The following is a 24,529-nucleotide window of genomic DNA, read 5'->3' as shown; positions in this document are numbered from 1 at the left end:
ACCGTCCTGGTGTCCGCAAAGGTAACCTTTCGGCAGGACGGAAAAAGCCCGTCTTGTGTCGAAGTCCCCGTAGCGCGGGGATCGATCCGGCCACCTGGCGTGGCCGGCACGCAACTTGCCTGCCCTTGAGCTGCGCCCGTCGCGGTAACACCGACGGGCACGCCATCGCGTCTACCCTGGGCATGACATGACTCCGCTGACCTTCTCCCGCTCCACCTGGCTCAACTCCCTGCACATGACCTCGCTGACCGTCGCGCTGATGGAGTCCGAAGGGCACAGCCGCGAGTCGATCCTCGAAGGCAGCGGGATCACCAGCGACGATCTCCTCGACCTGCGCCGGCTGGTCAGCCCGTGGCAGGAGCAGCAGGTATTCGGCAACGTGCAGAATCTCGCCGGCGAGCCCGCGCTCGGCCTGCGCCTGGGCGTCCGCACACGGATCACCGCCTACGGCCTGCTGGGCTACGCGCTGCTTTCCGCACCGACTCTGGGCGAGGCATTGCGCATCGGCCTGAGCTACCCGGTGTTGCTGGGCACCTACTTCCACCTGGTGCTGGAAGTAGACGGCGACATGGCCTGGCTGGTCGCCACCGGCTATGGCGAAACCGAGTCGATGCGGCCGTTCAACACCGAGCTGTGCCTGGGCTCGCTGAAGGTGGCCTGTGCCGACCTGCTCGGCCAGCCGCTGCCGCTGGTGCGCGCCGAGTTCGACTATGACGGCCCCGAGGATCGCCGCGCCGCCTACGCCACCCTGTTTGGCTGCCAGCTGGGCTTCGGGAGCAAACGCAGCGCCATCGGCTTCCCAGCTTCCTGGCTGGACATGCGCCTGCCCCTGGCCGATGCCGTGACCCACCGCGAGATGCTGGAACAGTGCCGCCGCCAGAACATCGACCTGGCCGCCCGCCGCGCCTGGCTGGACAAGGTCCGCGCGATCCTCGGCGAACGCCTGCAGGAGCCGCCGGGCCTGGAGGAACTGGCGCGCCGCCTCAACTGCTCCTCGCGCAGCCTGCGCCGGCACCTGCAGCAACAGCAGACCAGCTACCAGCAGCTGCTCGACGAGCTGCGCTTCGCCCGCGCCAAGGAGCTGCTGCAGGACGGCGACATGCCGATCTACCGCATCGCCGAGGAACTCGGCTTCAGCGAAACGGCCAGTTTGCGCCATGCCTTCCAGCGCTGGAGCGGCCAGCCGCCGAGCCACTTCCGTGCATAGATAGAAAGCCGCGCATAGTAGGCCGTGCGTAAAAGCCGCGCCTGAAATCCGGGCGAAATTGTCGCAGATCAAGGAGTAGGCCAGTCCGACAGGCATAGCGTTCAGGAATCCCGCAAGGAAACCCGAGGGCCTGACCATGGCCAAGAAATTCCCCCTCAATCCACCGCACCCCGAGCGCATCTGCTGGGGTTGCGACCGCTACTGCCCGTCCACCAACCTGGCCTGCGGCAATGGTGCGGACCGCACCATGCACCCGTCGGAGATGCTCGGCGAGGACTGGTACCAGTTCGGCGACTGGGGCATCGAAGTGCCGGAGAAGATTCCCGTGCAGCTGGAGCCTTCCAGCTAGCGCCTCACGCCGCGCCGTCCTGGCGCGCGTAACTGACGGTGAGGATTTCCCACTGGTGGCCGTCCGGCTGGTTCCAGTAGAGGATGCGTCCGCCGTTTTCCGTGTCGACCTGATGATCCACCGGCCCGTGCACGCGGCTGCGCCAGGGGATTCCCGCGTCGCGCAGGCGGCCGAGGATCGCATCGAATTCCGCGTCGCTGACCCGGAAGCAGAAGTGCAGGCGGGGGAAGGGCTCTTGCCACTGGTCGAAGTCCAGGGTCAGTCCCGCATTGACGAACACCGGTATGAAGGGGTCGACGCCCTCGCTCGCACAAGGCACGTCCAGTAGCTGCGCCAATTGCCGCGCCGCGGCCAGCTTGTCGGCGGCGGGCACCAGCAGGTGATCCAGCTCGATGCTCATGGTTGCCTCCATTGCGGATGCCGATGAGCAGAGTCTACGCCGTGGCAAAGCCCGCATCCGGCCCTTGGTCGGGCCGGACGCGGCTGCGGGATCAGCCCTTGGCCGGGGTGATGCCGTAGATCTTCTGGAACTTGCTGATCAGGGCGACCGGCTTGGATTCTTCCTTCTGCATCAGGTAGACCACGCGCTCGCCGTTGGGGCCGCTGGCGATCTCGGTGTGACGGAAGATCGGCTCGCCCAGGCCGTTCATGTCGACCATGTCGCCGTAGCGCTGGGCCACATAGATCACGCCATCCTTGCGGATTTCGCCGTAGAAGCCGGCTGCCGGCGGCAGGCTCTGCTTGTAGAACTGGTAGGAGGCGATCTTCTTCACGTCCTTGTCCTTGTCCTCGGCGCGTACGACCAGCACGACGTTCTGGCCGAACTTGTCCTTCTCGCCCACGTCCTTGGTGTAGGTGGTCTTGCCGGTCACCAGGTAGTCGCGGTAGACGGTGGCGTCGTCGAACAGGTAGAGGGTTTCGTCGGTGCGCACCAGGTACCAGTCATCGTTGTTCGGGGTGACTTCCTTGCTGGCAACCGGCGGTTGCATGGCGCAGGCGCCGAGGCCGGCGACGAGCAGGGCGATGGATGCGGCTTTGTACACTTTGTTGTTGAACATCGGTTTACCTCCCCAGGTTGAAAGCCAGGGAGTTTCGCCAGCGTTTGTAACGGAGTGATGACTGGTAGATGAACGATTTGTGCGCGGCGGCGCGCCCCTTGGCAAGGGTGTGCCGCCGCTCGATGAAGGTCAGGCGCTAGCTTCCAGGATCAGGTTGAAGGGCGTCTCCGCCGCGCGGCGGAACTGGCTGAACCCGGCTTCCTCGAAGACCTTGCGCAGACGTGCCTCGCCCGCTTGTGCGCCCAGCCCCAGGCCCACTTCCTGGGACAGCGAGTTGGGCGTGCAGATGAAGGTGGACGCCGCGTAGTACAGCCGGCCCACCGGGTTGAGATTCTGGTCGAGGTGGTCGTTGGCGAAGGGCTCAACCAGCAGCACCGTGCCACCCGGCCTGAGCGCCTGGCGCGCATGGCGGGCGGCGCCGACCGGGTCGCCCATGTCGTGCAGGCAGTCGAAGAAGCAGATCAGGTCGTAGTCGCCTGGATAGTCCTTGGCGCTGGCGCGCTCGAAGTGCGTGCGATCGCTCACCCCGGCATCCATGGCGCGCTGGGTGGCGGTGTCGATCGACGGCGCGTGGTAGTCGAAGCCGGCGAACCGCGAGTCGGGGAAGGCCTGCGCCATGATCACCGTGGAGGCGCCATGGCCGCAGCCGATGTCGGCGACTCGCGCGCCGCGCTGGAGCTTCTCGACCACGCCGTCGAGCGCCGGCAGCCATTCGCTGACCAGGTGCGCCCGGTAGCCGGGGCGGAAGAAGCGCTCCGTGCCGGAGAACATGCAGGGATGGTGATCGCCCCAGGGCAGCGCGCCGTCGCCACGCATGGCGGCCACCAGCTTGTCCTTGTCATGGAACAGCGCAGCAACGACCACGGCGCCGCCGGCGACGTAGACCGGCGAGTCTTCCACCGCCAGCGCCAGGGCCTGCTCTTCCGGCAGACGGAAGAGTCCGTCGTGGTGCTCCATGTAGCCGGAGGCGGCGTGGGCGCTGAGCCATTCGCGCACCAGGCGGGCGTTGCAGCCGGTGCGTTCGGCCAGGGTCTCGGCGCTGATCGGCTGGCTGTCGGCCATGGCGCGGTAAAGGCCGAGCTCGTCGCCGAGGATGATGTTGGCGAGCATCGCCGCCCCGCCCATGTCGGTGACCAGCTTGCCCATGAATTCATTGAGTTTGGCTTCGTCCATGGCGCGACTCCTGCGCTGGACCACCGTGCACGCGTCGGCCCGACGGTGGTCGGGTAGGGAGTAGGGCGGCGAGGGGGAGCATGCCGGATGACCCATTGCCGCGCCGCACACCGGGCGCGACGGCCCGGTGCGTCGTCACGCAATGGCGGCGTCCCGGGCGGGAGCATTGCGTGCTGGCCAGCCGAATCGGAGCGCACCGGCACCGACGGTGTTGCGCTCGACGACGGACTCAGCGGGGCGTGGCCCCGTGCGGGGGCCCATTGTTCAGTCTAGGTTCGCCCACTTGCGCGGGCGTGAGCGCCGACCCACGGTCGAGGCTCATTCACCGGCCTTCTGCGGGGCTGCCTCCGGGGCCGGCAAGGGCTGTTGCAGCACCAGGCTCTGCGGTGAGGACAGCGGGATGCCGAGCTCGCGCAGGCGCCCGAGAATGGTGAACAGCAGGTCGCTGCGCGTGTTCGAGACCGCTCGCGGACTGTTCACGTAGCCCGACACGGACAATGTCAGCCCGGTGGCGCCCAGCTCCTTGAAGGTCACCGACGTGGCAGGCGTGGCGGTGATCGACTCGTGCTCGGCGTAGGCGGCCAGCAGCACTTCGCGGACCTTCAGCACGTCGGTATCCAGCGGCAGCGTCAGGCTGATGCTGACCAGCCCCAGCGCGTTGCTCATGGTCACGTTGCGCACGTTCTGCGAAATGAACTGCGAGTTGGGGACGATCACCGTGGACTGGTCGGACATCTGGATTTCCGTGGCGCGCACGTTGATCCGGCGGATATCGCCTTCCACGCCCCCGGTCAGGCTGACCCAGTCGCCGACCTTCACCGGGCGCTCGGTGAGCAGGATCAGGCCGGAGATGAAGTTCTGCACGATCGCCTGCAGGCCGAAGCCGATGCCCACCGAAAGGGCACTGACCACCCAGGTCAGGCTGGTGAGGTTGATGCGCAACGCCGAGAGCACCAGCAGCACCAGGATGACCATGCCGAGGTAGCCGACCAGGGTCACCAGCGAGGCGCGCATGCCCACGTCCATGCTGGTTTCCGGCAGCAGCTCGTCGGCCAGCCAGCGCTTGAGCAGGCGCAGGCCGAACAGGCCGCCGCCCAGGGTCGCCAGGGCCAGCAGGATGTCCTGCGGGACGATGTTCAGGCGGCCCAGCGACTGGCCGCTCTTCACCAGTTGCACCAGGCCCTGCAGCAGCTCGCCCGGACTGGTGCCGGAGGTGGAGAAGGCCACCAGCAGGGTCGACAGCACCAGCAGCGTGCGGCCGCTCCCGGTGAGCAGCGTGGTGAATTGCGCCTGGTGCTGCGGATTGACCCCGAGGCTCTGTGCCAGGCGCTCGCCGATCGGGTGTTTGGGCGACAGCAGGGCCACGCAGAGGTCGCCGAAGAGGGCGGTCAGCAGGTAGCCGCTGGCGCAGATGACACTGGCCCAGAGCAGCTTGCCGGCGAGGAAATAGGCCAGCGAGAGGTAGCCACTGAACAGCGCGAGGAGGATCAGCAGCACCGTGAACAGAATCGCCAGGACCATCACGCCAGTCAGTGGCGAAGCTTCATAGTCGCCCGCGTCGCGGCTACTGCGCCGGTAGCGGTATAGCGCCGTGGCGAACAGTGCCGAGGTGGCCAGTGCAGTGATGCCATTGACTGCTGCGGTCAGGGCGAGGCTGGCGCCGCTGGTGCTGTTCAGGCGCTCCTGGGTGCCCAGCAGCAGGAGCAGCCAGGCCATCAGCCAGGGGAAGGGCGACAGGGCCCTGGCCACCGGGTCGGGCAGGTCGGGCAGGCGCCAGGTGGGGCGCTGTACGGCCAGCAGGCCACGGCCGAGCCCGGCGGTGAAGGTGCAGAAGATCACCAGGGCGAGCAACTGGTCCGCCAGGTTGGTCATGTTGCCGTCGAGTTGTTCACGCCAGTCCAACCCTTCGCGGACCAGGGCGGCCCCGCCGCCCAGGGTGACGATGGTCGCCAGGCTCACCGACAGGGCCAGGGCGCTGCGCCGCAGCCGGCCGACGGGTATCCAGCGGATCATCACCTTGGTCAGCAGGCGCTCGAGCAGGCGGCGCCCCGGCACCCAGAGCAGCGTGGCGGCAATCAGGCAGACGATGAAGGGCGCGCGATTGCCGGGCTGCCACGCCTGGACGAAGCTGTCGGCAACCTGGCGGTGGACGGCGCTCAGGCGCGCCAGGTCATCGTCGGTGGGGCGGATCAGGCTGGACCAGAAGCGCGGGCTGAAGGGCGGCGGGGAGCGCGTGGCGATCTGCGAGTTGAGCTGGCTGCGGCGCAGGTTGACGATCTGCGCGGCGAGGTCCTGGGCGGCGTTGACCACCTGGTTGACGCGCTGTACCTGGGAGGCCAGTTGCTTCTGCTCCGCCTGCAGGTCATTGCGCTGGCGGGTGAGCTTTTCCGCTTCGCCGGCTACTTCCGGACCGAGGACCTTGAGTTGGTCCTCGGTGCGAGCGAGCCGGGTGCCCAGGCCGCCGGCGTTCTGTTCGGCGTGCAGCTGGACCTGCAGCGCCGCCTGGCGCAGTGCCGCGAGCAGACTGTCGTCGCTGTTGGCGGAGACGCGTTGGCGAATCAGTTCCAGGCGCTCGCTCAACTGGTCCAGACTGGCGTCTTCGGGCAGCTCCGGCAGTTCGAAGGCGGAGGCCGGCGCCGCCGTGGCCGGCTCGTCCGCCTGCACAGTGGTGATGCCGGTCAGCAACAGCATCAGCGCCAACACCTGTAGCATCACGGCATGACGGCACGCCCGTGCGATGGTTTCCCGCATCTTCCCCTCATCCGCTGGTCATGGCCTGATACCGGGGATACGCCGGTTCGCGCCGTGGCAATTCCCTGAAGCATAGCGAGGCAGGGTGCCCTGGGGGAGGGTTTCGTGGTGAACTGTTGATCGATACGGTTGGTTAAGGGTCAAAAATTATGGCCATATCGATCCCCTTTTGGCCGCTCACGCTGTTCTGTGCCGTGCCCAGGCTGGGCAGAATCCTGTCACCCGAGAACAAGAATCCTGCGAGGTCTACTCTCATGCTCACGGTTTACAGCGACGATCACCGCCTGCACTTCGGCCAGTCCGAACTGGTCGACGGCAAACTCCAGCCCTGCTTCGAAATGCCCAGCCGCGCGGACACCGTGCTGGCCCGCGTGAAGTCGCAGAACCTGGGCGAAATCATCGAGCCCAAGGACTTCGGCATGGAGCCGATCCTGCGCACTCACAATGCCCGCTACGTCGAATTCCTCAAGGGCGCCTGGGCCCGCTGGGCGGCCGAAGGCCACACCGGCGACCTGGTCTCCACTACCTTCCCGGGGCGCCGCCTGCTGCGTGACGGTCCGATCCCGACTGCGCTGATGGGCGAAGTGGGACACTACAGCTTCGACACCGAGGCGCCGATCACCGCCGGCACCTGGCAGGCCGTGTACAGCTCGGCCCAGGTCGCGCTGACTGCCCAGGACCACATGCGCCAGGGTGCCAGCACCGCCTTCGCGCTGTGCCGTCCGCCGGGCCACCACGCCGGCAGCGACTTCATGGGCGGCTACTGCTTCCTGAACAACGCCGCCATCGTCAGCCAGGCCTTCCTCGACCAGGGCGCCAAGCGCGTGGCCATTCTCGACGTGGACTACCACCACGGCAACGGTACCCAGGACATCTTCTACCGCCGCAACGACGTGCTGTTCGCCTCGATCCACGGCGACCCGCTGGTGGAGTACCCGTACTTCCTCGGCCACGCCGACGAGCACGGCGAAGGCGCCGGTGAAGGCTACAACCACAACTACCCGCTGGCCCATGGCACCGGCTGGGACGGCTGGTCCGCCGCGCTGGAAGACGCGTGCCGCAAGATCGCCGCCTACGCGCCGGACGCGGTGGTGGTCTCGCTGGGCGTCGACACCTACAAGGATGACCCGATCTCCCAGTTCAAGCTGGACAGCCCGGACTACCTGAAGATGGGCGAGCGCATCGCCGCCATGGGTATTCCGACCCTGTTCATCATGGAGGGCGGTTACGCGGTGGAGGCCATCGGCGTCAACGCGGTGAACGTGCTGCAAGGCTACGAAGCCAAGGCACGTTGACAGACGCAAGCGGGCGGACGAGAGTCCGCCCGTTTGCATTTTGGCTCGCGAACCTTTGCGCGGGCCCATCACCTGGGGAAGGACATGAACAAGAATAATGCGCTGCGCGGCCTGCTCGCCGCCTCCGCCCTCGCCACTGCCTGCGCCGCCAGCGCCGGGCCCGAAGTCCGCATCTACAACTGGTTCGACTATATCGGCCCGGATACCCTGAAGGGCTTCCAGGCCGACACCGGCATCAAGCCGCAGTACGACGTCTACGACAGCAACGAAGTGCTGGAGGCCAAGCTGCTCTCCGGTCATTCGGGCTACGACGTGGTGGTGCCCAGCGACGGCTTCCTGCCCAACTACCTGAAGGCCGGCGTGTTCCAGCCGCTGGACAAGAGCAAGCTGCCGAACTGGAAGAACCTCAATCCGGCGCTGCTCAAGGTGCTGGAGAGCAAGGACCCGGGTAACCAGTACGTGATGCCCTACATGTGGGGCACCAACGGCATCGCCTACAACGTCGACAAGGTCAAGGCCGTGCTCGGCGACAACGCGCCGGTGGATTCCTGGGACCTGGTGTTCAAGCCGGAAAACCTGGCCAAGCTGAAATCCTGCGGCGTCGCCTTCCTCGATTCACCCACCGAAGTGGTCCCGCAGGTGCTGCACTACCTGGGCCTGTCGCCGAACAGCCGCAACCCCGAGGACTACAAGAAGGCCGAGGCGCTGCTGATGCAGCTGCGCCCGAGCATTACCTACTTCAGCTCCTCGAAGTTCGTCACCGACCTGGCCAACGGCGATGTCTGCGTGGCGCTGGCCTGGTCGGGCGGTGCGATGCAGGCGGCCAACCGCGCCAGGGAAGCCAAGAATGGCATCCACATCGAGTACCGCATTCCCAAGGAAGGCGCGGCGGCCTGGTTCGACGTGCTGGCGATCCCGAAGGATTCCAGGAACGTCGAAGAGGCTCACGCCTTCCTCAACTACCTGCTGCGCCCGGACGTGGTGGCGCCGATCTCCGACTACGTGGCTTACGCCAACCCCAACCAGGAAGCCGACAAGCTGATCTCGGCGGAGCTGCGCGACAACCCCAACGTCTACCCCAACGCCGAGGTGCAGGCCCGGTTGTACTCGGTGGAGCCGCTGCCGCAGAAGCTTGAGCGCATCCGCACCCGTACCTGGAGCCAGGTGAAGTCGGGCAAGTGATGTCGTTCGCGGCTGGCTGGACAGCGGGTTTCCGTTGGCAGTGAGCTGCCTGGAACTGGAATAATCGGCGGACTTTCATGTTCGCCGATTTTCTTTGGACATCCCCTTTCTGCTGCCGAGCCTTGCCATGTCCCGTCCGAACTACGAATGCGCCCTTGTCCGGAGGCGCCCATGATTCCCGAACGCAGGAACGCCGATGCGTTCGCCATCCAGACGATGACCGGCCTGTGCGTGATCTGGGGCATCCAGCAAGTGGCGGTGAAGCTGGCGGCGCCGGACATCGCGCCGATCATGCAGGCCTTCGGGCGTAACCTGATCGCCGCCGTGCTGCTGGGCTTGTGGATGTGCTGGCGCGGCGGTTGGGAAGGCCTGCGCCAGGGCACCCTGAAAGGCGGGGCGGTGGCCGGGGTGCTGTGCGCCGCGGAGTTCTTCTTCATCGCTCAGGGGCTGGTGTACACCTCCGCCTCGCACATGGCGGTGTTCCTCTACACGGCGCCGATTTTCTCCGCGCTGGCCCTGCACTTCCTGTTGCCCAGCGAACGCCTGCGGCGCTTGCAGTGGCTGGGCATCGCGGTGTGCTTTGGCGGCATCCTGTTGTGCTTCGGTGGCGGTTTCGACCTCGCCGGGATGGACAGCCGCATGTTGCTGGGCGATTTCTTCGGTGTGCTCGCCGGGCTGTCCTGGGGCATGACCACGGTGGCGGTGCGCACGACGCGCCTGTCCGAGGCGCCGCCGAGCCTGACGCTGTTCTACCAGATGTTCGTCGCCGCATTGCTGCTGCCGTTGGCGGCGATGGTGCTGGGCAAGACCCACGAGGTCAGCTTCACCGCCATCGGCGTGGGCAGCGTGCTGTTCCAGGGCGTGGTGGTGTCGTTCTTCAGCTACTTCTGCTGGTTCTGGCTGCTGCGCCGCTATCTGGCGTCGAACCTGGCGGTGTTTTCCTTCATGACGCCGATGTTCGGCATCGCCTTCGGCGTGCTGATCCTGGGCGAGCCGCTGAGCCTGAACTTCGTCGGCGGCGCGGTGCTGGTGCTGGCGGGTATCACCCTGGTCAGCAGCGAGCAGTGGATACGGCGAAAGCTGCGTCGATGATCGGCGATGTGTCGCGCCGTTGATTCAGGTCAGGCGACGATCCGGCGCTAACCGATAGGCTTTGTATCAAGGAATGAGTAGCGCGGGCGGAGAGTGGGACGCCGAGCTATTCTTTCCCAGGGCGGTCCACGGTGGTAACGGGCCGCCCGACCCGAATTGGAATGAGGAGGCATCCCATGAAAGTCTGGCTGCAAGGCATCGCGTGGAAACTGGCTGTCACGCTCGGACTGATCCAGCCTCCACGTTTGCAACCCATCCCCGTCCGCAGCGACGAACAGCGTCGCCTGATGGAGCAGCGCCGGCGCTACTGATTGAGCCTTGGCCTGAGCGAAAAGAAAAACCCGCCTGATGGCGGGTTTTTTCTTGCCCGTCAGTCGTGGGCCTTGAACCAGTCGTCGATCATTGCCTTGAGTCGCTCCCCGGAAAAGCTCGGGAAGTGCCCGCCGTGCACGGTGCGCACCGGCAGCTCGCGCAGACGCGCCAGGCTCCTGGCATAGTCGTCGAGGTTGGAGTGGTAGGCGTCCTCGATCAGCGGGCCGTCGTAGATGATATCGCCGGAGAACAGCGTCCGGGTCTTCTCCTCCCAGAGGCTGATGCCACCCGGCGAATGACCGGGGGTATGCAGCACCTGCAGTGTGCGGTCGCCCAGGTCGAGCACATCGCCTTCGTCGATGGTGCGGGTGGCCGGCGCGGCCTTGATCCGGTATTCGGCATAGCACAGCGGGCAATCCGGATGGGCGTCGAACATCTCGTCGCCGACGAAGGCGGTGGCCAGGGTGCGCTCACCGTCGGGGTTGGCGAGGATGTCGGCTTCGGCCGGATGCACCAGGCGCTCGTCGAACTCGTGGTGGCCGGCGATGTGGTCGAAGTGGGTGTGACTGGCCACGGCCAGCAGCGGGCGCTCGGTGAGCCACGGGAGTTGTTCGCGCAGGCTGACCAGGCCGGAGCCGCTGTCCACCAGCACGTCGCGGTCGCGGCCCTGGATGTGCCACAGGTTGCAGCGGTAGAAGGGCCGGACGTAGGGCTCGTGGATCAGGCTGACGCCGTCGTAGCAGTGGCGGACTTCGAACCAGCGGTCACGGGTGACTATTTTCATGGCGAGTCCTTGTTCTGTGGCGTTGGTGCGTGCTGTAGCAGCTGTCTATTGGGTTCCCGCGTTCGCGGGAATGACGCCAGGAAACACTACGCTCGACGCCGTCATTCCCGCGAACGCGGGAACCCAGAAAAGGGAGCGTAGGGCGTACAACCTTTCGCAGTTGTACGCCGATACACCGTGCCACTCATTGACGCCAGGGCTAAGCCCGGAGCGCTTGGTGCTTTCGCTTGCTCGCGAACAATCCCGAGCTGGGTGGTTCGCGAGCAAGCTCGCTCCTACAGAGGATTACGGCACAAAGGGCGCCGCTTCCATCACTTCCACGATCAGCGGACGATCGCTCGGCGCGTTGCGCAGCAGCTCCTGCAGGTGCGCATGGTCGCGGGCACGCTCGGCGGCGCAGCCGAAGCCCTTGGCGATGGCCAGGAAGTCCGGGGTGTAGATGTCCACGCCCAGCGGAGTGATGTCGCGACGTTCCATGTAGCGCTTGATCTCGCCGTAGCCGTAGTTGTTCCACAGCAGCACGATGATGCCCACCTTGGCTTCCACGGCGCTGGCCAGTTCGGTCATGGTGAACTGCAGGCCGCCGTCGCCCATCAGGCTGATCACCGGACGACCCGGTTCACCGAGCTTGGCGCCGATGGCCGCCGGCAGGCCGTAGCCCAGGGTGCCGTAGCCGGTGGAGGCGTTGAACCAGCGGCGGCCGCCGTCCAGTTCCACCAGGTGGTTGCCGCTGTAGACGGTCTGGGTGGAGTCGCCGACGAAGCGGGCATCGGGCAGCACTTCGAGGATCTTGCCGAACAGGGTGCGGTAGTGCTCCCAGCCGCTGAAGTCCTCGGCCAGTTGTGCGCGCACCTTGGCCGCGCGCTGGGCGCCGGGGCTGGCGGTGTCGGCTTCACGGGCCGGCAGCAGTTCCAGCAGGCCGCGCATGGCGGTGCGGGCGTCGGCGTGGATGGCGATCTTCGGCGCGTGGTTGCGCATCAGTTGCTGCGGGTCGATGTCGATGCGGATCAGCTCGCCGCCAATCTTGAAGTTGCCGTCGAACACCACGTCGTAGTCGGTCTCGCCCAGCTCGGTGCCGATGGCCAGTACCACGTCGGCTTCCAGCGCCAGTTCACGGACCGGGATCAGCGACTGGTTGCTGCCGATCAGCAGCGGGTGGTCCGGCTGCAGCAGGCCCTTGGCGTTGATGGTCAGCGCGGTCGGGGCGTCGAGGGCGATGGCCAGGGCGCGGGCTTCGGCCTGGGCTTCGACGCAGCCGCCACCGAGCAGCAGCAGCGGCTTCTGCGCCTTGGCCAGCTTGGCGGCGGCCTCGTGCAGCGGCGAGCGGGCCGGGGCAGGGCGGGCCAGTTGCACACGCGGCAGCACCTGCATGTGGTCGGCCGGGGCGGTGATGATGTCCAGCGGCAGCTCGATGTGCACCGGACGCGGACGCTCGCTGTCGAACACGGCGAAGGCGCGGGCCAGCACGGCGGGCAGTTCCTCGACGCTCATCAGGGTGTGGCTGAAGGCGGTCACGCCGGCGGTCATGGCGCGCTGGTTGGGCAGCTCGTGCAGGTAGCCGTTGCCGTGGGCCAGGCGCGAACGCTCGTTGACGCTCGAGATCACCAGCATGGGGATGGAGTCGGCGTAGGCCTGGCCCATGGCGGTGAGGATGTTGGTCATGCCCGGGCCGGTGATGATGAAGCAGGTGCCCGGTTTGCCGGTGACACGGGCGTAGCCGTCGGCCATGAAGCCGGCGCCCTGTTCGTGGCGTGGGGTGATGTGACGGATGCCGCTGTGGGGCAGCCCGCGATACAGCTCGACGGTGTGCACGCCGGGGATGCCGAATACGGTGTCGACGCCCCAGGCTTCGAGTTGCTTGACGAGGAATTCGCCGCAGGTGGTCATGGCAGTTCCTTACTGTTCGTGAGAGAGATTGTTGTCATCAAGCAAAAGGGCGCGGAGATCACTCGCCGCGCCCTTTTGCCTTGTGCAGGTCTTGATCAGGCTGCGTTGGCGACCGCCGCCGGGCGGCGCGACAGCAGGCTGACGACGACGAAGCTGACCAGGCCGATGGCCAGGCTGTAGTAGATCGGGGTATTGGCGTCGAAGCCATCCTTGAGCATGAACACCAGCGCGGTGACGAAGCCCAGGGCCATGCTGGTGATGGCGCCGGCAGTGGTGGCGCGCTTCCAGTAGATGGCACCGATCAGCGGGATCAGCATGCCACCGACCAGCAGGTTATAGGCCAGGGTCAGGGCGCTGATCACGTCGTTCACCACCAGGGCGATGGCCAGTACCACCAGACCGGTCAGGGCGGTGAACAGGCGGCTGGTGCCCAGGCTCGATTCCTTGCCGCCGCGCAGCTTGGGCAGCAGGTCTTCGGTGATGGTGGTGGAAGCGGCGAGCAGGCCGGCGCTGGCGGTGGACATCATCGCGGCCAGGGCAGCGGCGATCACCAGGCCACGGATGCCGTCCGGCAGGGCGGACTGGACGATGGCGGCGAAGGCGTTGTTGACGTTGTCCAGGTCAGGCAGCAGTACCTTGGCGCACATGCCGATCAGGGCACCGACCAGACCGTAGATCACGCAGTACACGCCTGCGGTGGTGCCGGCGTACTTGGCCACGTTCTCGTCGCGGGCGGTGAACACGCGCTGCCAGATGTCCTGGCCGATCAGGATGCCGAAGAAGTAGATCAGGAAGTAGGTGATGATGGTGTCGTAGCCGATGGTGTGGAAGCTGAAGGCGCTGGCCGGCAGCTTGGCCACCAGCTGATCCCAGCCGCCTACGCGGTACAGGCAGATCGGCAGCAGGACGAACATCAGGCCAACGGTCTTGATGATGAACTGCACGATGTCGGTCAGGGTCAGCGACCACATGCCGCCGATGGTGGAGTACACCACGACCACGCCGCCGCCCAGCAGGACGGAGACCCAGAACGGCAGACCGAACAGCACCTGCATGACAGTGCCGATGGCCAGGGTGGAGACCACGCCGATCATCAGGGCGTAGGCGAACATGATCACCGCGGAAGCCTGGCGGGCCATGGGGTTATAACGACGCTCCAGCACCTGGGTAACAGTGAAGATGCGCAGCTTGAGCAGCGGTTTGGCGAGGAACAGGTTCAGCGCGATGATCCCGGCGCCGAGGGCCGCGCACAGCCAGAAGCCGGAGATGCCGTGGACGTAGCCCAGGCGCACGGTACCGACGGTGGACGCGCCACCCAGTACGGTGGCAGCCATGGTGCCCATATAGAAGGACGGGCCGAGGTTGCGGCCGGCCACCAGGAAGTCTTCATGGGTCTTGGCGCGGCGCATGCCGTACCAGCCCAGGACCAACATGCCGGCGGCATAGATCAGAACGACGAATATATCCAAGGCCATGGCTGGCTCCTCACGCGTGCATTGTCATTGTTGCCGCACGCTTGTGGCGTGCGGTGATTCACCGGACCGACGGAGGTCGGTCCGATGGGGTTTGGGGGTATTGCTCCGCCTCGGACAGGCGGTCGATCAGGCTGCCGGCTCGCTGATGTCCAGTACCGGACGATCATGGCTGCCGACCCAGCGCGGGCCTTTGGGGCCATACACGCCGGCCGATTCCGGGAAGGTCCGCAGCAGGGCGATGTAGAGCAGGGCGGCCATGCCGAGGGTGACCGGCAGGCTGATGTCGATGCCGCCGGCCAGGTTGCCCATCGGACCTACGAACTGGCCCGGCAGGTTGACGAAGCACAGGCCAAGGGCCGCGCTCGGGATCCACGCACCCATGCCGCGCCAGTTCCAGCCGTTGTGGAACCAGTAGGCACCGCCTTCCTGGCCACGGGTGAACACCTGCAGGTCGTCGGCGTGGTAGAAGCCACGGCGAATGACCAGGCCGAGGATCATGATCACCATCCAGGGGCTGGTGCAGGTGATGATCAGCACGGCGAAGGTGGACACGCTCTGCACCAGGTTGGCGGCGAAGCGGCCGATGAAGATGAAGGCGATGGACAGCACGCCGATCAGCAGGGTCGCTTGAACGCGGTTCAGCAGGCGCGGGAACACGCTGGACATGTCCAGGCCGGTGCCGTACAGCGAGGTGGTGCCGGTGGACATGCCGCCGATTACCGCGATCAGGCACACCGGCAGGAAGAACCAGCTCGGCGATACCGCCAGCAGGCCGCCGACGTAGTTGTTCTGGGCGATGTAATCCGGGGCGTTGACCGCGACGATGGTGGCGGTGGCCAGGCCGAACAGGAACGGGATCAGGGTCGCCAGCTGGGCGCAGATCACCGCCAGCATGATGCGCTTCTGCGAGGTCTGGCGCGGGATGTAGCGCGCCCAGTCACCGAGGAAGGCGCCGAACGACACCGGGTTGCTCATGGCCAGCAGGGCGGCGCCGATGAAGGCGGCCCAGAAGCCTTCGCTGCCCATCTGCACGGTGCCGGCGTAGCTGGCATCGAAGTGGCCGGAGAAGGCGAACAGGCCGAGCAGGAACAGCAGGCTGGCGGCCCATACGGCGATCTTGTTGACCATCAGCATGAAGCGGAAGCCATAGATGCACACGATCAGCACCAGCACGGCGAACAGACCGTAGGCCAGGCCCAGGGTCAGGTCGGTTTCCGGCAGGTTGAACAGGCGCTTGGCACCGCCGATCAGCGCATCGCCCGAGCTCCACACGGAGAGGGAAAAGAACGCGACCGCCGTGAGCAGCGACAGGAACGAGCCGACGATCCGCCCGTGCACGCCGAAGTGGGCGCCCGAGGAGACCGCGTTGTTGGTGCCGTTGAGCGGGCCGAACAGGCCCATCGGCGCGAGGATCAGCGAGCCGACCAGGACGCCGAGGACGATGGCCCAGACGCCAGCCTGGAACGACAGCCCGAACAGAACCGGGAAGCTGCCGAGCACAGCGGTGGCGAAGGTGTTGGCGCCGCCGAAGATCATGCGGAACAGATCGGTGGGCGTGGCGTTACGTTCGTGATCCGGGATCTGTTCGACCCCGAATGTCTCGATCGTTGTAATGGCGTGTGCGTTGTTCTTGTTATCCATGACTTCCTCCCGGGATGCCCTGTCTTTATGGCGTCGGAGACGGTGACAGGTGCTCGTGCGTGGCCAGCCAGCGGCCTTGTTTCGGATCACGGCGGAAGACGATGGTCTCCCGTTCGTGGTTCAGGCTCTCCTCTCCCTGGATGCGCAGCCGCGTGGCGACGTCGTGGCAGAACACCGCCACGTCTTCGCCTTGCAGGCTGACAAAGGTATTGCTGGACTGGCATTCGAGGACTTCGAAGCCGTCGTCACGCAGCCAGCCTTCCCACACCTCGCGATACGCCGCGCGCGACAGCAAAGGCTGCGGCCAGGTGTGGAAGATGAAGCTGGCGTCTTCGCTGAAGGCCGCGAAGTAGGCCTCGGTGTCGGTGCGCGCGAAGGCTGCCACGAGATCGCGGGCAGCCTCCAGCACCTGTGCTACGCAGGCATCGTTGTTCATGTGTGTACTCGCGCGCTTAGCGGCGCTCTACGCCCGGGAGGATGCAGAGCATTTCGTACAGCAGGTTGGCGCCGAGCAGCGAGGTGTTGCCGGTGGTGTCGTAGGGCGGGGAGACTTCCACCAGATCGCAACCGATGATGTCCAGGCCCTGGCAGCCACGCACGATTTCCATGGCCTGGATGGTGGTCAGGCCACCGATTTCCGGAGTGCCGGTACCGGGCGCCCAGGCCGGGTCGATACCGTCAATGTCGAAGGACAGGTAAACCGGGCCGCCACCGACTTTCTCGCGCACTTCAGCCATCAGCGGAGCCAGCGACTTGTGCCAGCACTCTTCGGCCTGAACCACGCGGAAGCCCTGCTTGCGGCTCCAGTTGAAGTCTTCGGCGGTATAGCCCTGGGCGCGCAGGCCGATCTGCACCACGCGGTCGCAGTCCAGCAGGCCTTCTTCCACCGCGCGGCGGAAGGTGGTGCCGTGGGCGATCTTCTCGCCGAACATGTGATCGTTGACGTCCGCATGGGCGTCGATGTGCACCAGGCCGACCTTGCCGTGCTTCTTGTGGATGGCACGCAGGATCGGCAGGGTGATGGTGTGGTCGCCACCCAGGGTCAGCGGGACGATGCCGTGGTCGAGGATGCCATCGTAGGCTTCCTCGATGATGCGCACGGCTTCCAGCAGATTGAAGGTGTTGATCGCCACGTCACCGATGTCGGCGATGTTCAGCGAATCGAACGGAGCGGCACCGGTGGCCATGTTGTACGGACGGATCATCACCGATTCGGCGCGGATTTCGCGCGGCCCGAAACGGGTTCCCGAACGCAGGGAGGTGCCGATGTCCAGCGGTACGCCGACGAAGGCCGCATCCAGTTTGTTGAGTTCTTCAGGGGACTGGATATGCGGCAGGCGCATCATGGTGGCGATACCACCAAAACGCGGCATTTCGTTTCCGCCCAGGGGCTGATGAAGTTTCTTGTCCATGGGGTACGCCTCACGCTGGTTCGCTGTTTTCTTGGAAACAGGCTTGTTGATACTGAGGCTGGATTCTCATCAGGTTGGGTAGTGGGAAAAATCGCTGGCTACAAATAATCAGTTCAGAGTTTTCTAAACTATCCCTGAGCGCTAGACTGCGCCACCTCGTCGCAGGGCCCGGCTTGCCGGACGCATGGGGCGTGACCTGTAGATCGATAGGCAGCTTGCTATCATTCGATTCACTGGTGCAGAAAGTACTGAACTAGAGCGGCTTTGCCGCCGTTTTACGGAGTCCTCATGAGCGCCAGCGCATTGCCCGACGTCAAGCTGCTGCGAATCTTTGCCTGCGTGGTACGCAGCCAGGGCTTCGCCGCCGCCCAGCAGGAGCTGAACCTGTCGACCTCGGCGATCAGCACCTACATGAGCCAGTTGGAGAACCAACTGGGCATCGTGCTCTGCCACCGGGGGCGCGGCGGCTTCGGGCTGACCAGCAAAGGTGAGCTGTTCTACCAGGAAACCCTGCGTATTCTCGGCGAACTGGAAGGCTTCGAGCGCTATGCGGCCACCTTGAAGGGCGAGCTGCGCGGCACCCTGAACCTCGGCGTGCTGGACTCCACGGTGAGCGACCCGGCCTTGCCGCTGGCCGAGGTGATCGGCGCCTTCAGCAGCCTGCACCCGGCGGTGCACCTGCACCTGCAGGTACAGAGCCCCTACGAATTGCAGCTGGCGGTTCTGGACAACCGCCTGGACCTGGCCATCGGCTCCTTCTTCAGCCGGATGAACGGTCTGGTCTACCAGCCTTTATATAGAGAGCAGCACTGGCTGTACTGCAGCGATCGCCACCCCCTGTTCGATGGCCGGCGCATACCCGCCGAGCTGATCACCCAGCAGCGCATGGTCGGCCGTGGCTACTGGAGCCAGGCGGAACTGGCGCGGCACGGTTTCAAGCACAGCGCCGGCACCGTGGAGAGTATGGAGGCGCAGCTGATCCTGATCCTCTCCGGTGGCTACATCGGTTACCTGCCCGAGCACTACGCCCATCCCTGGGTGGATCAAGGGCGGCTGCGCGCCCTGCTGCCGACCACCTTCGGCTACCAGGCGCCGTTCTCGCTGATCCTGCGCCGTGGCCGCTCCCGTGAGCCGCTGATCCAGAACTTCCGTGACCTGCTGCGTACGCAGCCGAACACGCCATGAGCCGCGCCCGCTGCCCGCGCTGCGAGCGCCCGCTGCAGCATTGCCTGTGTGCGCTGATCCCGCGCCTGGACAACCGTACCCGCGTCCTGCTGCTGCAGCACCCGAGTGAGACCGGCCATGCGCTGAACACCGCGCGGCTGGCGGCGTTGGGGTTGGCCAATGCGGAGTTGCGGGTGGGCGAGGACTTCAGCGGGTTGGACCTGTCGGCCTGGGATGCCTGGCTGCTGTTCCCCGGCGAGTCTGCCTTGGCGCTGGCCGATCTGGCCGCGCGGCCTGTGGATAAACCCCGCCTGCTGGTAGTGCCCGACGGCACCTGGCGCAAGGCGCGCAAGTTGCTGCACCTCAATCCGAACCTTGCGGCGCTCCCGCGAGTCGTCATGGCGGAAGGGCTGACTTCCCGCTATCGCCTGCGCAAGGCGCCGGCCGAGGGCGCGCTGTCGACCATCGAGGCGGTGGTGCACGCCCTCGATGCGCTGGATGCGCCGCAGTCCCATGCCGAATTGCTGCGCCCGTTCGAAGCCCTGATCGAAGGACAGATCGCCGCGATGGGCGAGGAGACCTTCCTGCGCAATCACGGGCCGCGTTCTTCCACCTGACGGCGGACCTTGTCCGCCTTCGCGTGCATGGCACGCTCCTGCAATCTGGCACCGCGCGTCTTTTGTAGGAGCGGGCCATGCCCGCGAACCGGCCGGTAGGCCGGCGGGTACGCTTGCTGCGATCGACCCGTTATACTGCGCCCCTCATTCCCCTTCGCGAGGTGTTCGTCCGATGCGCAATTGATGCCGCCGTGGTTTCACGGCCCGCTTCCGTCCCAGGTTCTGCCCTGGGGGATTTCCGGCATCAATCTGGATGGCATATGACGAGCCCCTTCACCCTGGCGCTGCACGGCGTCTCTTTCCATCTGTCCAGCGGCGAACCGCTGCTGAGCGATCTCAACGAAACCTTCGACGACCGCCGCACCGCGCTGGTCGGGCGCAACGGTGCGGGCAAGTCCGTGCTGGCGCGGATCTTCGCCGGCCATCTACAGCCCAGCGCCGGGCGCTGCCTGCGCTCGGGGCCTGCGCATTACCTGCCGCAGCGCATCGAGCCGCAGGCGTTTCGCAGTGTGGCCGATCTCGCCGGCGTACAGCCCTTGCTGGATGCGCTGGCGCGGATCGAGGCGGGCGGCGTCGATCCCGCCGATTTCGAGCGCCTCGACGGCCACTGGGATGTTCGCGCGCGCCTGGAGGCCGAGCTCACCGCCAGCGGACTCGGGCACCTGCAGCCGGACACGCCGGCCGCACGGCTGAGTGGTGGCGAGTGCACGCGGGTCGCGTTGCTCGGTGCCTGGCTCAGCGGGGCGGACTGGCTGATCCTCGACGAGCCGAGCAACCACCTCGACCGCGCCGGGCGCGAGGCGCTCCGTGAACAGTTGCGGCGCTGGCGCGGTGGGCTGGTCCTGGTCAGCCATGACCGGCTGTTGCTGGATGACCTGCCGCGCATCGTCGAACTGTCATCTGCGGGGCTGCGCAGCTACGCCGGCGGCTATGGCGTCTATCGGGATGCTCGCCAGCAGGAGCAGGACAACGCGCTGCGCGAATTGCAGCGCCGCAAGCTGGAGCGCGACTGTCAGCAACGGGTCATGCAGGAGCAGCGCGAACGCCAGGCGCACCGCCAGGCGAAGGGGCGCAAGGACGCGAAGGACGCCAACCAGGCGAAGATCCTCGTCGACCGGCAGAAGGAACGCAGCCAGACCAGCATCGCCCGGCTGAGCACCCAGCACGGCGATCGCCGCGAGCAGCTGGCGCACGGGGTGCGTGAGGCGTTCGAGCAGGTGCGCGAGACGGCTGAGGTGACGCTCAACGCGCCGGACTTCACGATGCCCGAACAGCGCGGCGTGCTCTCGCTGGAGGTCTTGCGCCTGCCGTTCGGCAATGCCGCGCCGCTCGATCTGCAGCTGACGGGGCCGCGCCGGGTGGCGGTGATCGGGCGAAATGGCAGCGGCAAGTCGACCTTGCTCAAGGTCGTCGCGGGCGAGCTGAGCCCGGCTTCCGGCTCATGCCAGGTGAAGGTGCGCAGCGCCTACCTGGATCAGCATCTGACGGCGCTGGAGCCCGAGCGCTCGGTGCTGGAGCAGTTGCAGGCGCGCAATCGGGTGGTGGATCAGTCCGTGCTGCGCATGAGGCTGGCGCAACTGGGATTGCCGGCAGAGCGGCTCGATCAGCCGAGCGGGCTGCTCAGCGGCGGCGAGCGATTGAAGGCGGCGCTGGCCTGCGAAATCTACGCGGAGCAACCGGCGCAACTGCTGTTGCTGGACGAACCGGACAACCATCTCGACCTGGAGTCCCGTGAAGCGCTGGAGACGCTGCTGCGGCAGTACCGGGGGGCAGTGCTGGTGGTGTCCCATGACGATGCGTTTCTCGAGCGGCTGCAACTGGATGCGCGGCTGGAGTGCGGAGAGAGCGGCTGGCGCTGGCTGGTCGAGTGAGGCTTTACCGGCCGGGGAGGGCTGGGTAGGATCGACGTCCCTCTCTTTCCGGCTGCCTCTGCCGTGCTCCGCCCAGGCGTTGAATCGCGAAGCGGGCATTCATGCTGCCGACGCTCCAACGGCCGTCACCCTGCGTGGCGTGCTATCCCTTTGTGATCTGCTGATTCAGGATGAATTCATGCTCATTCGCCAACGCATTGCTGCGGACAACCCGCGCCTGCTCGACATCTGGCTGCGCGCCGTGCGCGCGACCCATCACTTCCTCCAGGCGTCGGACATCGACGACCTGCTACCCCAGGTCCGTGACCTCTACCTGCCCGCCGTCGAGGTCTGGGTGGCGGTGGACAACGACGACCGCCCGCTGGGTTTCATCGGGCTCAATGAACGGCATGTGGAAATGCTCTTCATCGATCCGGACTGTCGGGGGCGCGGCCTCGGCCGCGCGCTGCTCGATTTCACGCGCGAATTGCGCGGTACGCTAAGTGTCGACGTCAATGAACAGAATCCTCAGGCAGTGGGGTTCTATCGGCACTACGGCTTCGTCCAGACCGGGCGCTCGCCCACCGATGGTGAAGGGCGGCCATTCCCGCTGTTGCACATGAGCCTGCCGGATGGCGAGTAAGTCCGCATTCCCCTGTAGGAGCGGGCCATGCCCGCGATCGCGCCCATGGGGCGCTCCTGCAGGTGCAGTTCCGTAGGGCGTATAACGTTCCACGTTATGCGCCGTTTGCCCCTGATTTCAGGGTGCTTCGAGTTTGATCGCAGAGCCGCCGACGAGCCGGGTACATCGGCGTACAACCGCGAACGGTTGTACGCCCTAGGCCTGCACTTGCTCCGTCTCGCCGCTGCCGAAGCGGATGCTCCGTGCGCCGAGCTTGAGCAGGCTGTCGGCGAACAGGTCGCTGGCGGTGCTGCGGCAATCCCAGGCGGCTTCCCAGTCTTCGCGGCGGCGCCAGTGCAGGCGACCGATCAGGCGCTGCGATTCGTCCTCGGCGTGCAGTTCGCTGGCGAGGTAGCCGGGGCGCAGGGAAAAAAGCTGTTGGAGATGCTCCAGGTAATTCCCCAGCTTTGCCGCGATCTGCGAGCGCTGCTGAGGTGTCACGCCGATTTCGATCTGCAGCACGAAGTGCGGATTGTCCACACAGGCCTTGGCGTGAATCGAGCTGGGCTGGGTCATGTTCCTTGGCTCCCTGTCTTGAATCGAATGCCTGGCGAGGGTAAAACCTCAACTTAAGTTGAGGTCAATAGCCCATGAAAGAATCTTCTATCTGTTCGCTCCACCGGGAGCTGAGTGTCGGCGAGCTGGCCAAGCGCTCCGGCGTTGCAGTCTCCGCACTGCATTTCTACGAAGCCAAGGGATTGATCAGCAGTACGCGCAATGCCGGCAATCAGCGCCGCTATCCCCGTGAAACCTTGCGGCGGGTGGCGGTGATCAAGGTTGCGCAAAGAGTTGGCATCCCCCTGGGCGAAATCGCCGAGGCGCTGGGTTCGTTGCCCAGCGGCCACAATCCGACGGCGGCGGACTGGGCGCGATTGTCCGCGCGTTGGCGGGACGATCTGAACGAGCGGATCGAGAAGCTGCTGTTGCTGCGCGATCAGCTGGACGGCTGTATTGGTTGCGGTTGTCTGTCGATGGAGGCTTGCCCGTTGCGTAATCCGGGAGATTGCCTGGCAGAGGAGGGGCCGGGGGCGCATTGGCGGGGGGAGCAGGAGGGCGGTTGAAGAGCCCCTCGCCCTAACCCTCTCCCAGGGGGAAAGGGGACTGTCCCGAGTGAAGTGTGTCCGTAGAGTTCGCCGGATGCCGTGATCCCGGAGGAGCGTCACCCGTCCAGTCGGCACATACTGCCCCCTCTCCTCGGGAGAGGGCTGGGTGAGGGGCGAGCCCGCGCACGGAGCCCCCGGAACTCACCGCTCCCGCAGAGCCTCCCACCGCGCTTTCAGCACCGGCTTGAGGATGTAATCGAGCACGCTCTTCTCGCCCGTGGTGATATCCACCGTCGCCACCATGCCGGGGATGATCAGCAACGGCTTGGCGTCGGTGCCCAGGTGGTTCTTGTCGGTGCGCACCTGGATCAGATAGAAGCTGTTGCCCTTGTCGTCGGTGATGGTGTCGGCGCTGATCAGTTCCAGCTTGGCCTTGAGGCCGCCGTAGATCGTGTAGTCATAGGCGGTGAACTTCACCGTGGCGCTCTGGCCGGGGTGGAGGAAGGCGATGTCCTGTGGGCGCACCCGCGCTTCCACCAGCAGGTTGTCCTCCAGCGGGACGATCTCGACCATGTCGCTGCCCGGCTGCACCACGCCGCCGATGGTGTTGACCTTGAGTTGCTTGACGATGCCGCGCATGGGCGAGACCACCAGGGTGCGGTTGACCTTGTCGTCGATGGCGCGGCTGGTGGCGGTGAGTTTGTTGAAGTCGGTGCGGACTTCGTTGAGCTCTTTCAGCGCGTCGCTGCGAAAGCCCAGTTTCGACTCCTCGACCTTGCGCTGGATTTCGTTGACTGCCGCTTCCGCGCGGGGGATGGCCAGACTGGTCGCATTGAGATCGCCACTGATCTCCACGGAGCTGCGGCGCAGGCGCAGCAGTTCCACGGGGGAGACGGCGCCGCTTTTGACCAGCGGCTCGGACATGTTGATCTCCTGCTGCACCAGGCCCAGGCTCGAGCGGTACTGCTGCTGCTTGGCGCGAAACTCCTGGAGCTCCTGGGTCTTCTGCCGCAGTTGCTCCTGGAGGATGTTCAGCTCGCTGGCCAGGCGCTGCTGGCGGGTCTGGTAGAGGGCCAACTGGTCTTCCACCACCTGCGGCGCGTCTTTCTTCAACGCATCGGTGAACACCGGCGGCCGGCCTTCGGCTTCCGCGCTCAGGCGCTCGATGCGGGCCTCCAGGGAGTTGCGGTCGGCCTCGGTTTCGCCCTTGTTGGAGACGAAGCGGGTGTCATCCAGACGCAGCAGCGGCTGGTTCTTTTCCACCACCTGGCCTTCGCGGACGAAGATCTCCGAGATGATGCCACCCTCCAGGTTCTGGATGGTCTGCACCTTGGAGGAGGGGATGGCCTTGCCTTCGCCCTTGGTCACTTCTTCGATATTGGCGAAGTAGGCCCAGGTGATGGCTGCCACCAGCAGCCCGAGTGCTGCCCACAGGGTGATGCGGGTGGCGTTGGGCGAGTCTTCCAGCAGGGTGCCCTGGACCTCCGGCATGAACTCGGTATCGCGGGCGCCGTTGCCGCCGAGGTAGTCGCGGATCGATTGGGAGAACTGCATG

The 24,529-nt window shown here is 65.8% G+C and carries 23 protein-coding genes; 11 read left to right on the top strand and 12 right to left on the bottom strand.

From position 1 onward, the window contains the following. Positions 1 to 187: 187 nt before the first annotated feature. Together GA645_RS20470 and GA645_RS20465 are read left to right on the top strand one after the other, a co-directional pair. A complete protein-coding gene (locus tag GA645_RS20470) occupies positions 188 to 1,207 on the top strand; it encodes an AraC family transcriptional regulator (protein WP_152224843.1) in 1,020 nt (339 codons plus the stop codon). 136 nt (positions 1,208 to 1,343) lie between these two features. Then, positions 1,344 to 1,556 carry a DUF3079 domain-containing protein gene (locus GA645_RS20465; protein ID WP_152224841.1) on the top strand — a complete coding sequence of 71 codons (213 nt, stop codon included), beginning with the start codon at positions 1,344 to 1,346 and terminating at the stop codon, positions 1,554 to 1,556. Positions 1,557 to 1,560: 4 nt separating this feature from the next. On the opposite strand, the gene GA645_RS20460 is transcribed toward GA645_RS20465, so the two are convergent. The 4 genes from GA645_RS20460 to GA645_RS20445 all read right to left on the bottom strand — a co-directional run bounded on the left by GA645_RS20460 (position 1,561) and on the right by GA645_RS20445 (position 6,538). Beyond that, positions 1,561 to 1,956: a VOC family protein gene (locus tag GA645_RS20460; RefSeq protein WP_152224839.1), complete on the bottom strand. Its 396-nt coding sequence runs from the start codon at positions 1,954 to 1,956 to the stop codon at positions 1,561 to 1,563. Positions 1,957 to 2,047: 91 nt separating this feature from the next. Beyond that, the gene (locus GA645_RS20455) at positions 2,048 to 2,614 is read right to left on the bottom strand and encodes a hypothetical protein (RefSeq protein WP_152224837.1); all 567 of its coding nucleotides are present in this window, start codon (positions 2,612 to 2,614) and stop codon (positions 2,048 to 2,050) included. A gap of 129 nt (positions 2,615 to 2,743) precedes the next feature. After that, positions 2,744 to 3,787 (bottom strand): trans-aconitate 2-methyltransferase, encoded by a 1,044-nt coding sequence (locus tag GA645_RS20450; protein ID WP_152224835.1) that lies wholly within the window; start codon positions 3,785 to 3,787, stop codon positions 2,744 to 2,746. A 318-nt stretch (positions 3,788 to 4,105) separates the two neighbouring features. After that, complete coding sequence (locus GA645_RS20445; protein ID WP_152224833.1) at positions 4,106 to 6,538, bottom strand: DUF3772 domain-containing protein; 2,433 nt, start codon at positions 6,536 to 6,538, stop codon at positions 4,106 to 4,108. A 254-nt stretch (positions 6,539 to 6,792) separates the two neighbouring features. On the opposite strand from GA645_RS20445, the gene GA645_RS20440 reads away from it, so the two are divergent. The 4 genes from GA645_RS20440 (at position 6,793) to GA645_RS29100 (ending at position 10,418) form a co-directional block, all read left to right on the top strand. Next, positions 6,793 to 7,833, top strand: a complete 1,041-nt coding sequence (locus tag GA645_RS20440; RefSeq protein WP_152224831.1) for a histone deacetylase family protein — start codon at positions 6,793 to 6,795, stop codon at positions 7,831 to 7,833. Between the two features lie 84 nt (positions 7,834 to 7,917). Next, positions 7,918 to 9,015, top strand: coding sequence for an extracellular solute-binding protein (locus tag GA645_RS20435; protein WP_152224829.1), 1,098 nt, complete (start codon positions 7,918 to 7,920; stop codon positions 9,013 to 9,015). Positions 9,016 to 9,186: 171 nt separating this feature from the next. Then, positions 9,187 to 10,107 (top strand): DMT family transporter, encoded by a 921-nt coding sequence (locus tag GA645_RS20430; protein ID WP_152224827.1) that lies wholly within the window; start codon positions 9,187 to 9,189, stop codon positions 10,105 to 10,107. A gap of 176 nt (positions 10,108 to 10,283) precedes the next feature. Further along, positions 10,284 to 10,418 carry a PA1414 family protein gene (locus tag GA645_RS29100; RefSeq protein ID WP_256675983.1) on the top strand — a complete coding sequence of 45 codons (135 nt, stop codon included), beginning with the start codon at positions 10,284 to 10,286 and terminating at the stop codon, positions 10,416 to 10,418. Between the two features lie 59 nt (positions 10,419 to 10,477). Here GA645_RS29100 and GA645_RS20425 read toward each other — a convergent pair whose 3' ends face one another. From GA645_RS20425 to speB, 6 genes are all read right to left on the bottom strand, one after another. Further along, entirely contained in the window at positions 10,478 to 11,203 is a 726-nt protein-coding gene (locus GA645_RS20425; protein WP_152224825.1) for an MBL fold metallo-hydrolase, read from the bottom strand. Positions 11,204 to 11,488: 285 nt separating this feature from the next. Next, positions 11,489 to 13,090: a 5-guanidino-2-oxopentanoate decarboxylase gene (locus tag GA645_RS20420; RefSeq protein WP_152224823.1), complete on the bottom strand. Its 1,602-nt coding sequence runs from the start codon at positions 13,088 to 13,090 to the stop codon at positions 11,489 to 11,491. Positions 13,091 to 13,185: 95 nt separating this feature from the next. Continuing rightward, positions 13,186 to 14,565: a sodium:solute symporter gene (locus tag GA645_RS20415; RefSeq protein ID WP_152224821.1), complete on the bottom strand. Its 1,380-nt coding sequence runs from the start codon at positions 14,563 to 14,565 to the stop codon at positions 13,186 to 13,188. Between the two features lie 126 nt (positions 14,566 to 14,691). Then, positions 14,692 to 16,206 (bottom strand): cytosine permease, encoded by a 1,515-nt coding sequence (locus GA645_RS20410; RefSeq protein ID WP_152224819.1) that lies wholly within the window; start codon positions 16,204 to 16,206, stop codon positions 14,692 to 14,694. A gap of 25 nt (positions 16,207 to 16,231) precedes the next feature. Beyond that, entirely contained in the window at positions 16,232 to 16,642 is a 411-nt protein-coding gene (locus tag GA645_RS20405; RefSeq protein WP_152224816.1) for a nuclear transport factor 2 family protein, read from the bottom strand. Positions 16,643 to 16,658: 16 nt separating this feature from the next. Next, the gene (gene speB, locus GA645_RS20400) at positions 16,659 to 17,618 is read right to left on the bottom strand and encodes an agmatinase (RefSeq protein WP_152224814.1); all 960 of its coding nucleotides are present in this window, start codon (positions 17,616 to 17,618) and stop codon (positions 16,659 to 16,661) included. Between the two features lie 288 nt (positions 17,619 to 17,906). Between speB and GA645_RS20395 the strand changes: the two genes are divergently transcribed. From GA645_RS20395 to GA645_RS20380, 4 genes are all read left to right on the top strand, one after another. After that, positions 17,907 to 18,803 (top strand): LysR family transcriptional regulator, encoded by an 897-nt coding sequence (locus GA645_RS20395; RefSeq protein WP_152224812.1) that lies wholly within the window; start codon positions 17,907 to 17,909, stop codon positions 18,801 to 18,803. Then, positions 18,800 to 19,399 (top strand): tRNA-uridine aminocarboxypropyltransferase, encoded by a 600-nt coding sequence (locus tag GA645_RS20390; RefSeq protein ID WP_152224810.1) that lies wholly within the window; start codon positions 18,800 to 18,802, stop codon positions 19,397 to 19,399. Before GA645_RS20395 ends, GA645_RS20390 begins: the two co-directional genes overlap by 4 nt. 260 nt (positions 19,400 to 19,659) lie before the next feature. Next, positions 19,660 to 21,270 carry an ABC-F family ATP-binding cassette domain-containing protein gene (locus tag GA645_RS20385; protein ID WP_152224808.1) on the top strand — a complete coding sequence of 537 codons (1,611 nt, stop codon included), beginning with the start codon at positions 19,660 to 19,662 and terminating at the stop codon, positions 21,268 to 21,270. A gap of 178 nt (positions 21,271 to 21,448) precedes the next feature. Further along, positions 21,449 to 21,892: an acetyltransferase gene (locus GA645_RS20380; RefSeq protein ID WP_152224806.1), complete on the top strand. Its 444-nt coding sequence runs from the start codon at positions 21,449 to 21,451 to the stop codon at positions 21,890 to 21,892. Positions 21,893 to 22,087: 195 nt separating this feature from the next. Here the strand turns inward: GA645_RS20380 and GA645_RS20375 are convergent, their stop codons facing one another. Beyond that, entirely contained in the window at positions 22,088 to 22,447 is a 360-nt protein-coding gene (locus GA645_RS20375) for an antibiotic biosynthesis monooxygenase (protein ID WP_152224804.1), read from the bottom strand. A gap of 74 nt (positions 22,448 to 22,521) precedes the next feature. On the opposite strand from GA645_RS20375, the gene soxR reads away from it, so the two are divergent. Continuing rightward, on the top strand, positions 22,522 to 22,992 hold the full coding sequence (gene soxR / locus GA645_RS20370; RefSeq protein WP_152224802.1) for a redox-sensitive transcriptional activator SoxR: 471 nt from the start codon (positions 22,522 to 22,524) through the stop codon (positions 22,990 to 22,992). Between the two features lie 183 nt (positions 22,993 to 23,175). On the opposite strand, the gene GA645_RS20365 is transcribed toward soxR, so the two are convergent. Further along, positions 23,176 to 24,528, bottom strand: a complete 1,353-nt coding sequence (locus GA645_RS20365; RefSeq protein ID WP_152224800.1) for an HlyD family type I secretion periplasmic adaptor subunit — start codon at positions 24,526 to 24,528, stop codon at positions 23,176 to 23,178. Position 24,529 lies beyond the last annotated feature (1 nt).

Origin of the sequence: Pseudomonas sp. SCB32, from assembly GCF_009189165.1 — a bacterium.
GTDB lineage: Bacteria > Pseudomonadota > Gammaproteobacteria > Pseudomonadales > Pseudomonadaceae > Pseudomonas.
The sequence above is the reverse complement of the archived record's forward strand: the minus strand, read 5'-3'. Positions and strand labels throughout refer to the sequence as shown.

Excerpts from the sequence above, each read along its gene's own strand:
- GA645_RS20470 (WP_152224843.1), top strand. The coding sequence starts at position 188 with ATGACTCCGCTGACCTTCTCCCGCTCCACCTGGCTCAACTCCCTGCAC.
- GA645_RS20465 (WP_152224841.1), top strand. The coding sequence starts at position 1,344 with ATGGCCAAGAAATTCCCCCTCAATCCACCGCACCCCGAGCGCATCTGC.
- GA645_RS20460 (WP_152224839.1), bottom strand. The coding sequence starts at position 1,956 with ATGAGCATCGAGCTGGATCACCTGCTGGTGCCCGCCGCCGACAAGCTG.
- GA645_RS20455 (WP_152224837.1), bottom strand. The coding sequence starts at position 2,614 with ATGTTCAACAACAAAGTGTACAAAGCCGCATCCATCGCCCTGCTCGTC.
- GA645_RS20450 (WP_152224835.1), bottom strand. The coding sequence starts at position 3,787 with ATGGACGAAGCCAAACTCAATGAATTCATGGGCAAGCTGGTCACCGAC.
- GA645_RS20445 (WP_152224833.1), bottom strand. The coding sequence starts at position 6,538 with ATGCGGGAAACCATCGCACGGGCGTGCCGTCATGCCGTGATGCTACAG.
- GA645_RS20440 (WP_152224831.1), top strand. The coding sequence starts at position 6,793 with ATGCTCACGGTTTACAGCGACGATCACCGCCTGCACTTCGGCCAGTCC.
- GA645_RS20435 (WP_152224829.1), top strand. The coding sequence starts at position 7,918 with ATGAACAAGAATAATGCGCTGCGCGGCCTGCTCGCCGCCTCCGCCCTC.
- GA645_RS20430 (WP_152224827.1), top strand. The coding sequence starts at position 9,187 with ATGATTCCCGAACGCAGGAACGCCGATGCGTTCGCCATCCAGACGATG.
- GA645_RS29100 (WP_256675983.1), top strand. The coding sequence starts at position 10,284 with ATGAAAGTCTGGCTGCAAGGCATCGCGTGGAAACTGGCTGTCACGCTC.
- GA645_RS20425 (WP_152224825.1), bottom strand. The coding sequence starts at position 11,203 with ATGAAAATAGTCACCCGTGACCGCTGGTTCGAAGTCCGCCACTGCTAC.
- GA645_RS20420 (WP_152224823.1), bottom strand. The coding sequence starts at position 13,090 with ATGACCACCTGCGGCGAATTCCTCGTCAAGCAACTCGAAGCCTGGGGC.
- GA645_RS20415 (WP_152224821.1), bottom strand. The coding sequence starts at position 14,565 with ATGGCCTTGGATATATTCGTCGTTCTGATCTATGCCGCCGGCATGTTG.
- GA645_RS20410 (WP_152224819.1), bottom strand. The coding sequence starts at position 16,206 with ATGGATAACAAGAACAACGCACACGCCATTACAACGATCGAGACATTC.
- GA645_RS20405 (WP_152224816.1), bottom strand. The coding sequence starts at position 16,642 with ATGAACAACGATGCCTGCGTAGCACAGGTGCTGGAGGCTGCCCGCGAT.
- speB (WP_152224814.1), bottom strand. The coding sequence starts at position 17,618 with ATGGACAAGAAACTTCATCAGCCCCTGGGCGGAAACGAAATGCCGCGT.
- GA645_RS20395 (WP_152224812.1), top strand. The coding sequence starts at position 17,907 with ATGAGCGCCAGCGCATTGCCCGACGTCAAGCTGCTGCGAATCTTTGCC.
- GA645_RS20390 (WP_152224810.1), top strand. The coding sequence starts at position 18,800 with ATGAGCCGCGCCCGCTGCCCGCGCTGCGAGCGCCCGCTGCAGCATTGC.
- GA645_RS20385 (WP_152224808.1), top strand. The coding sequence starts at position 19,660 with ATGACGAGCCCCTTCACCCTGGCGCTGCACGGCGTCTCTTTCCATCTG.
- GA645_RS20380 (WP_152224806.1), top strand. The coding sequence starts at position 21,449 with ATGCTCATTCGCCAACGCATTGCTGCGGACAACCCGCGCCTGCTCGAC.
- GA645_RS20375 (WP_152224804.1), bottom strand. The coding sequence starts at position 22,447 with ATGACCCAGCCCAGCTCGATTCACGCCAAGGCCTGTGTGGACAATCCG.
- soxR (WP_152224802.1), top strand. The coding sequence starts at position 22,522 with ATGAAAGAATCTTCTATCTGTTCGCTCCACCGGGAGCTGAGTGTCGGC.
- GA645_RS20365 (WP_152224800.1), bottom strand. The coding sequence starts at position 24,528 with ATGCAGTTCTCCCAATCGATCCGCGACTACCTCGGCGGCAACGGCGCC.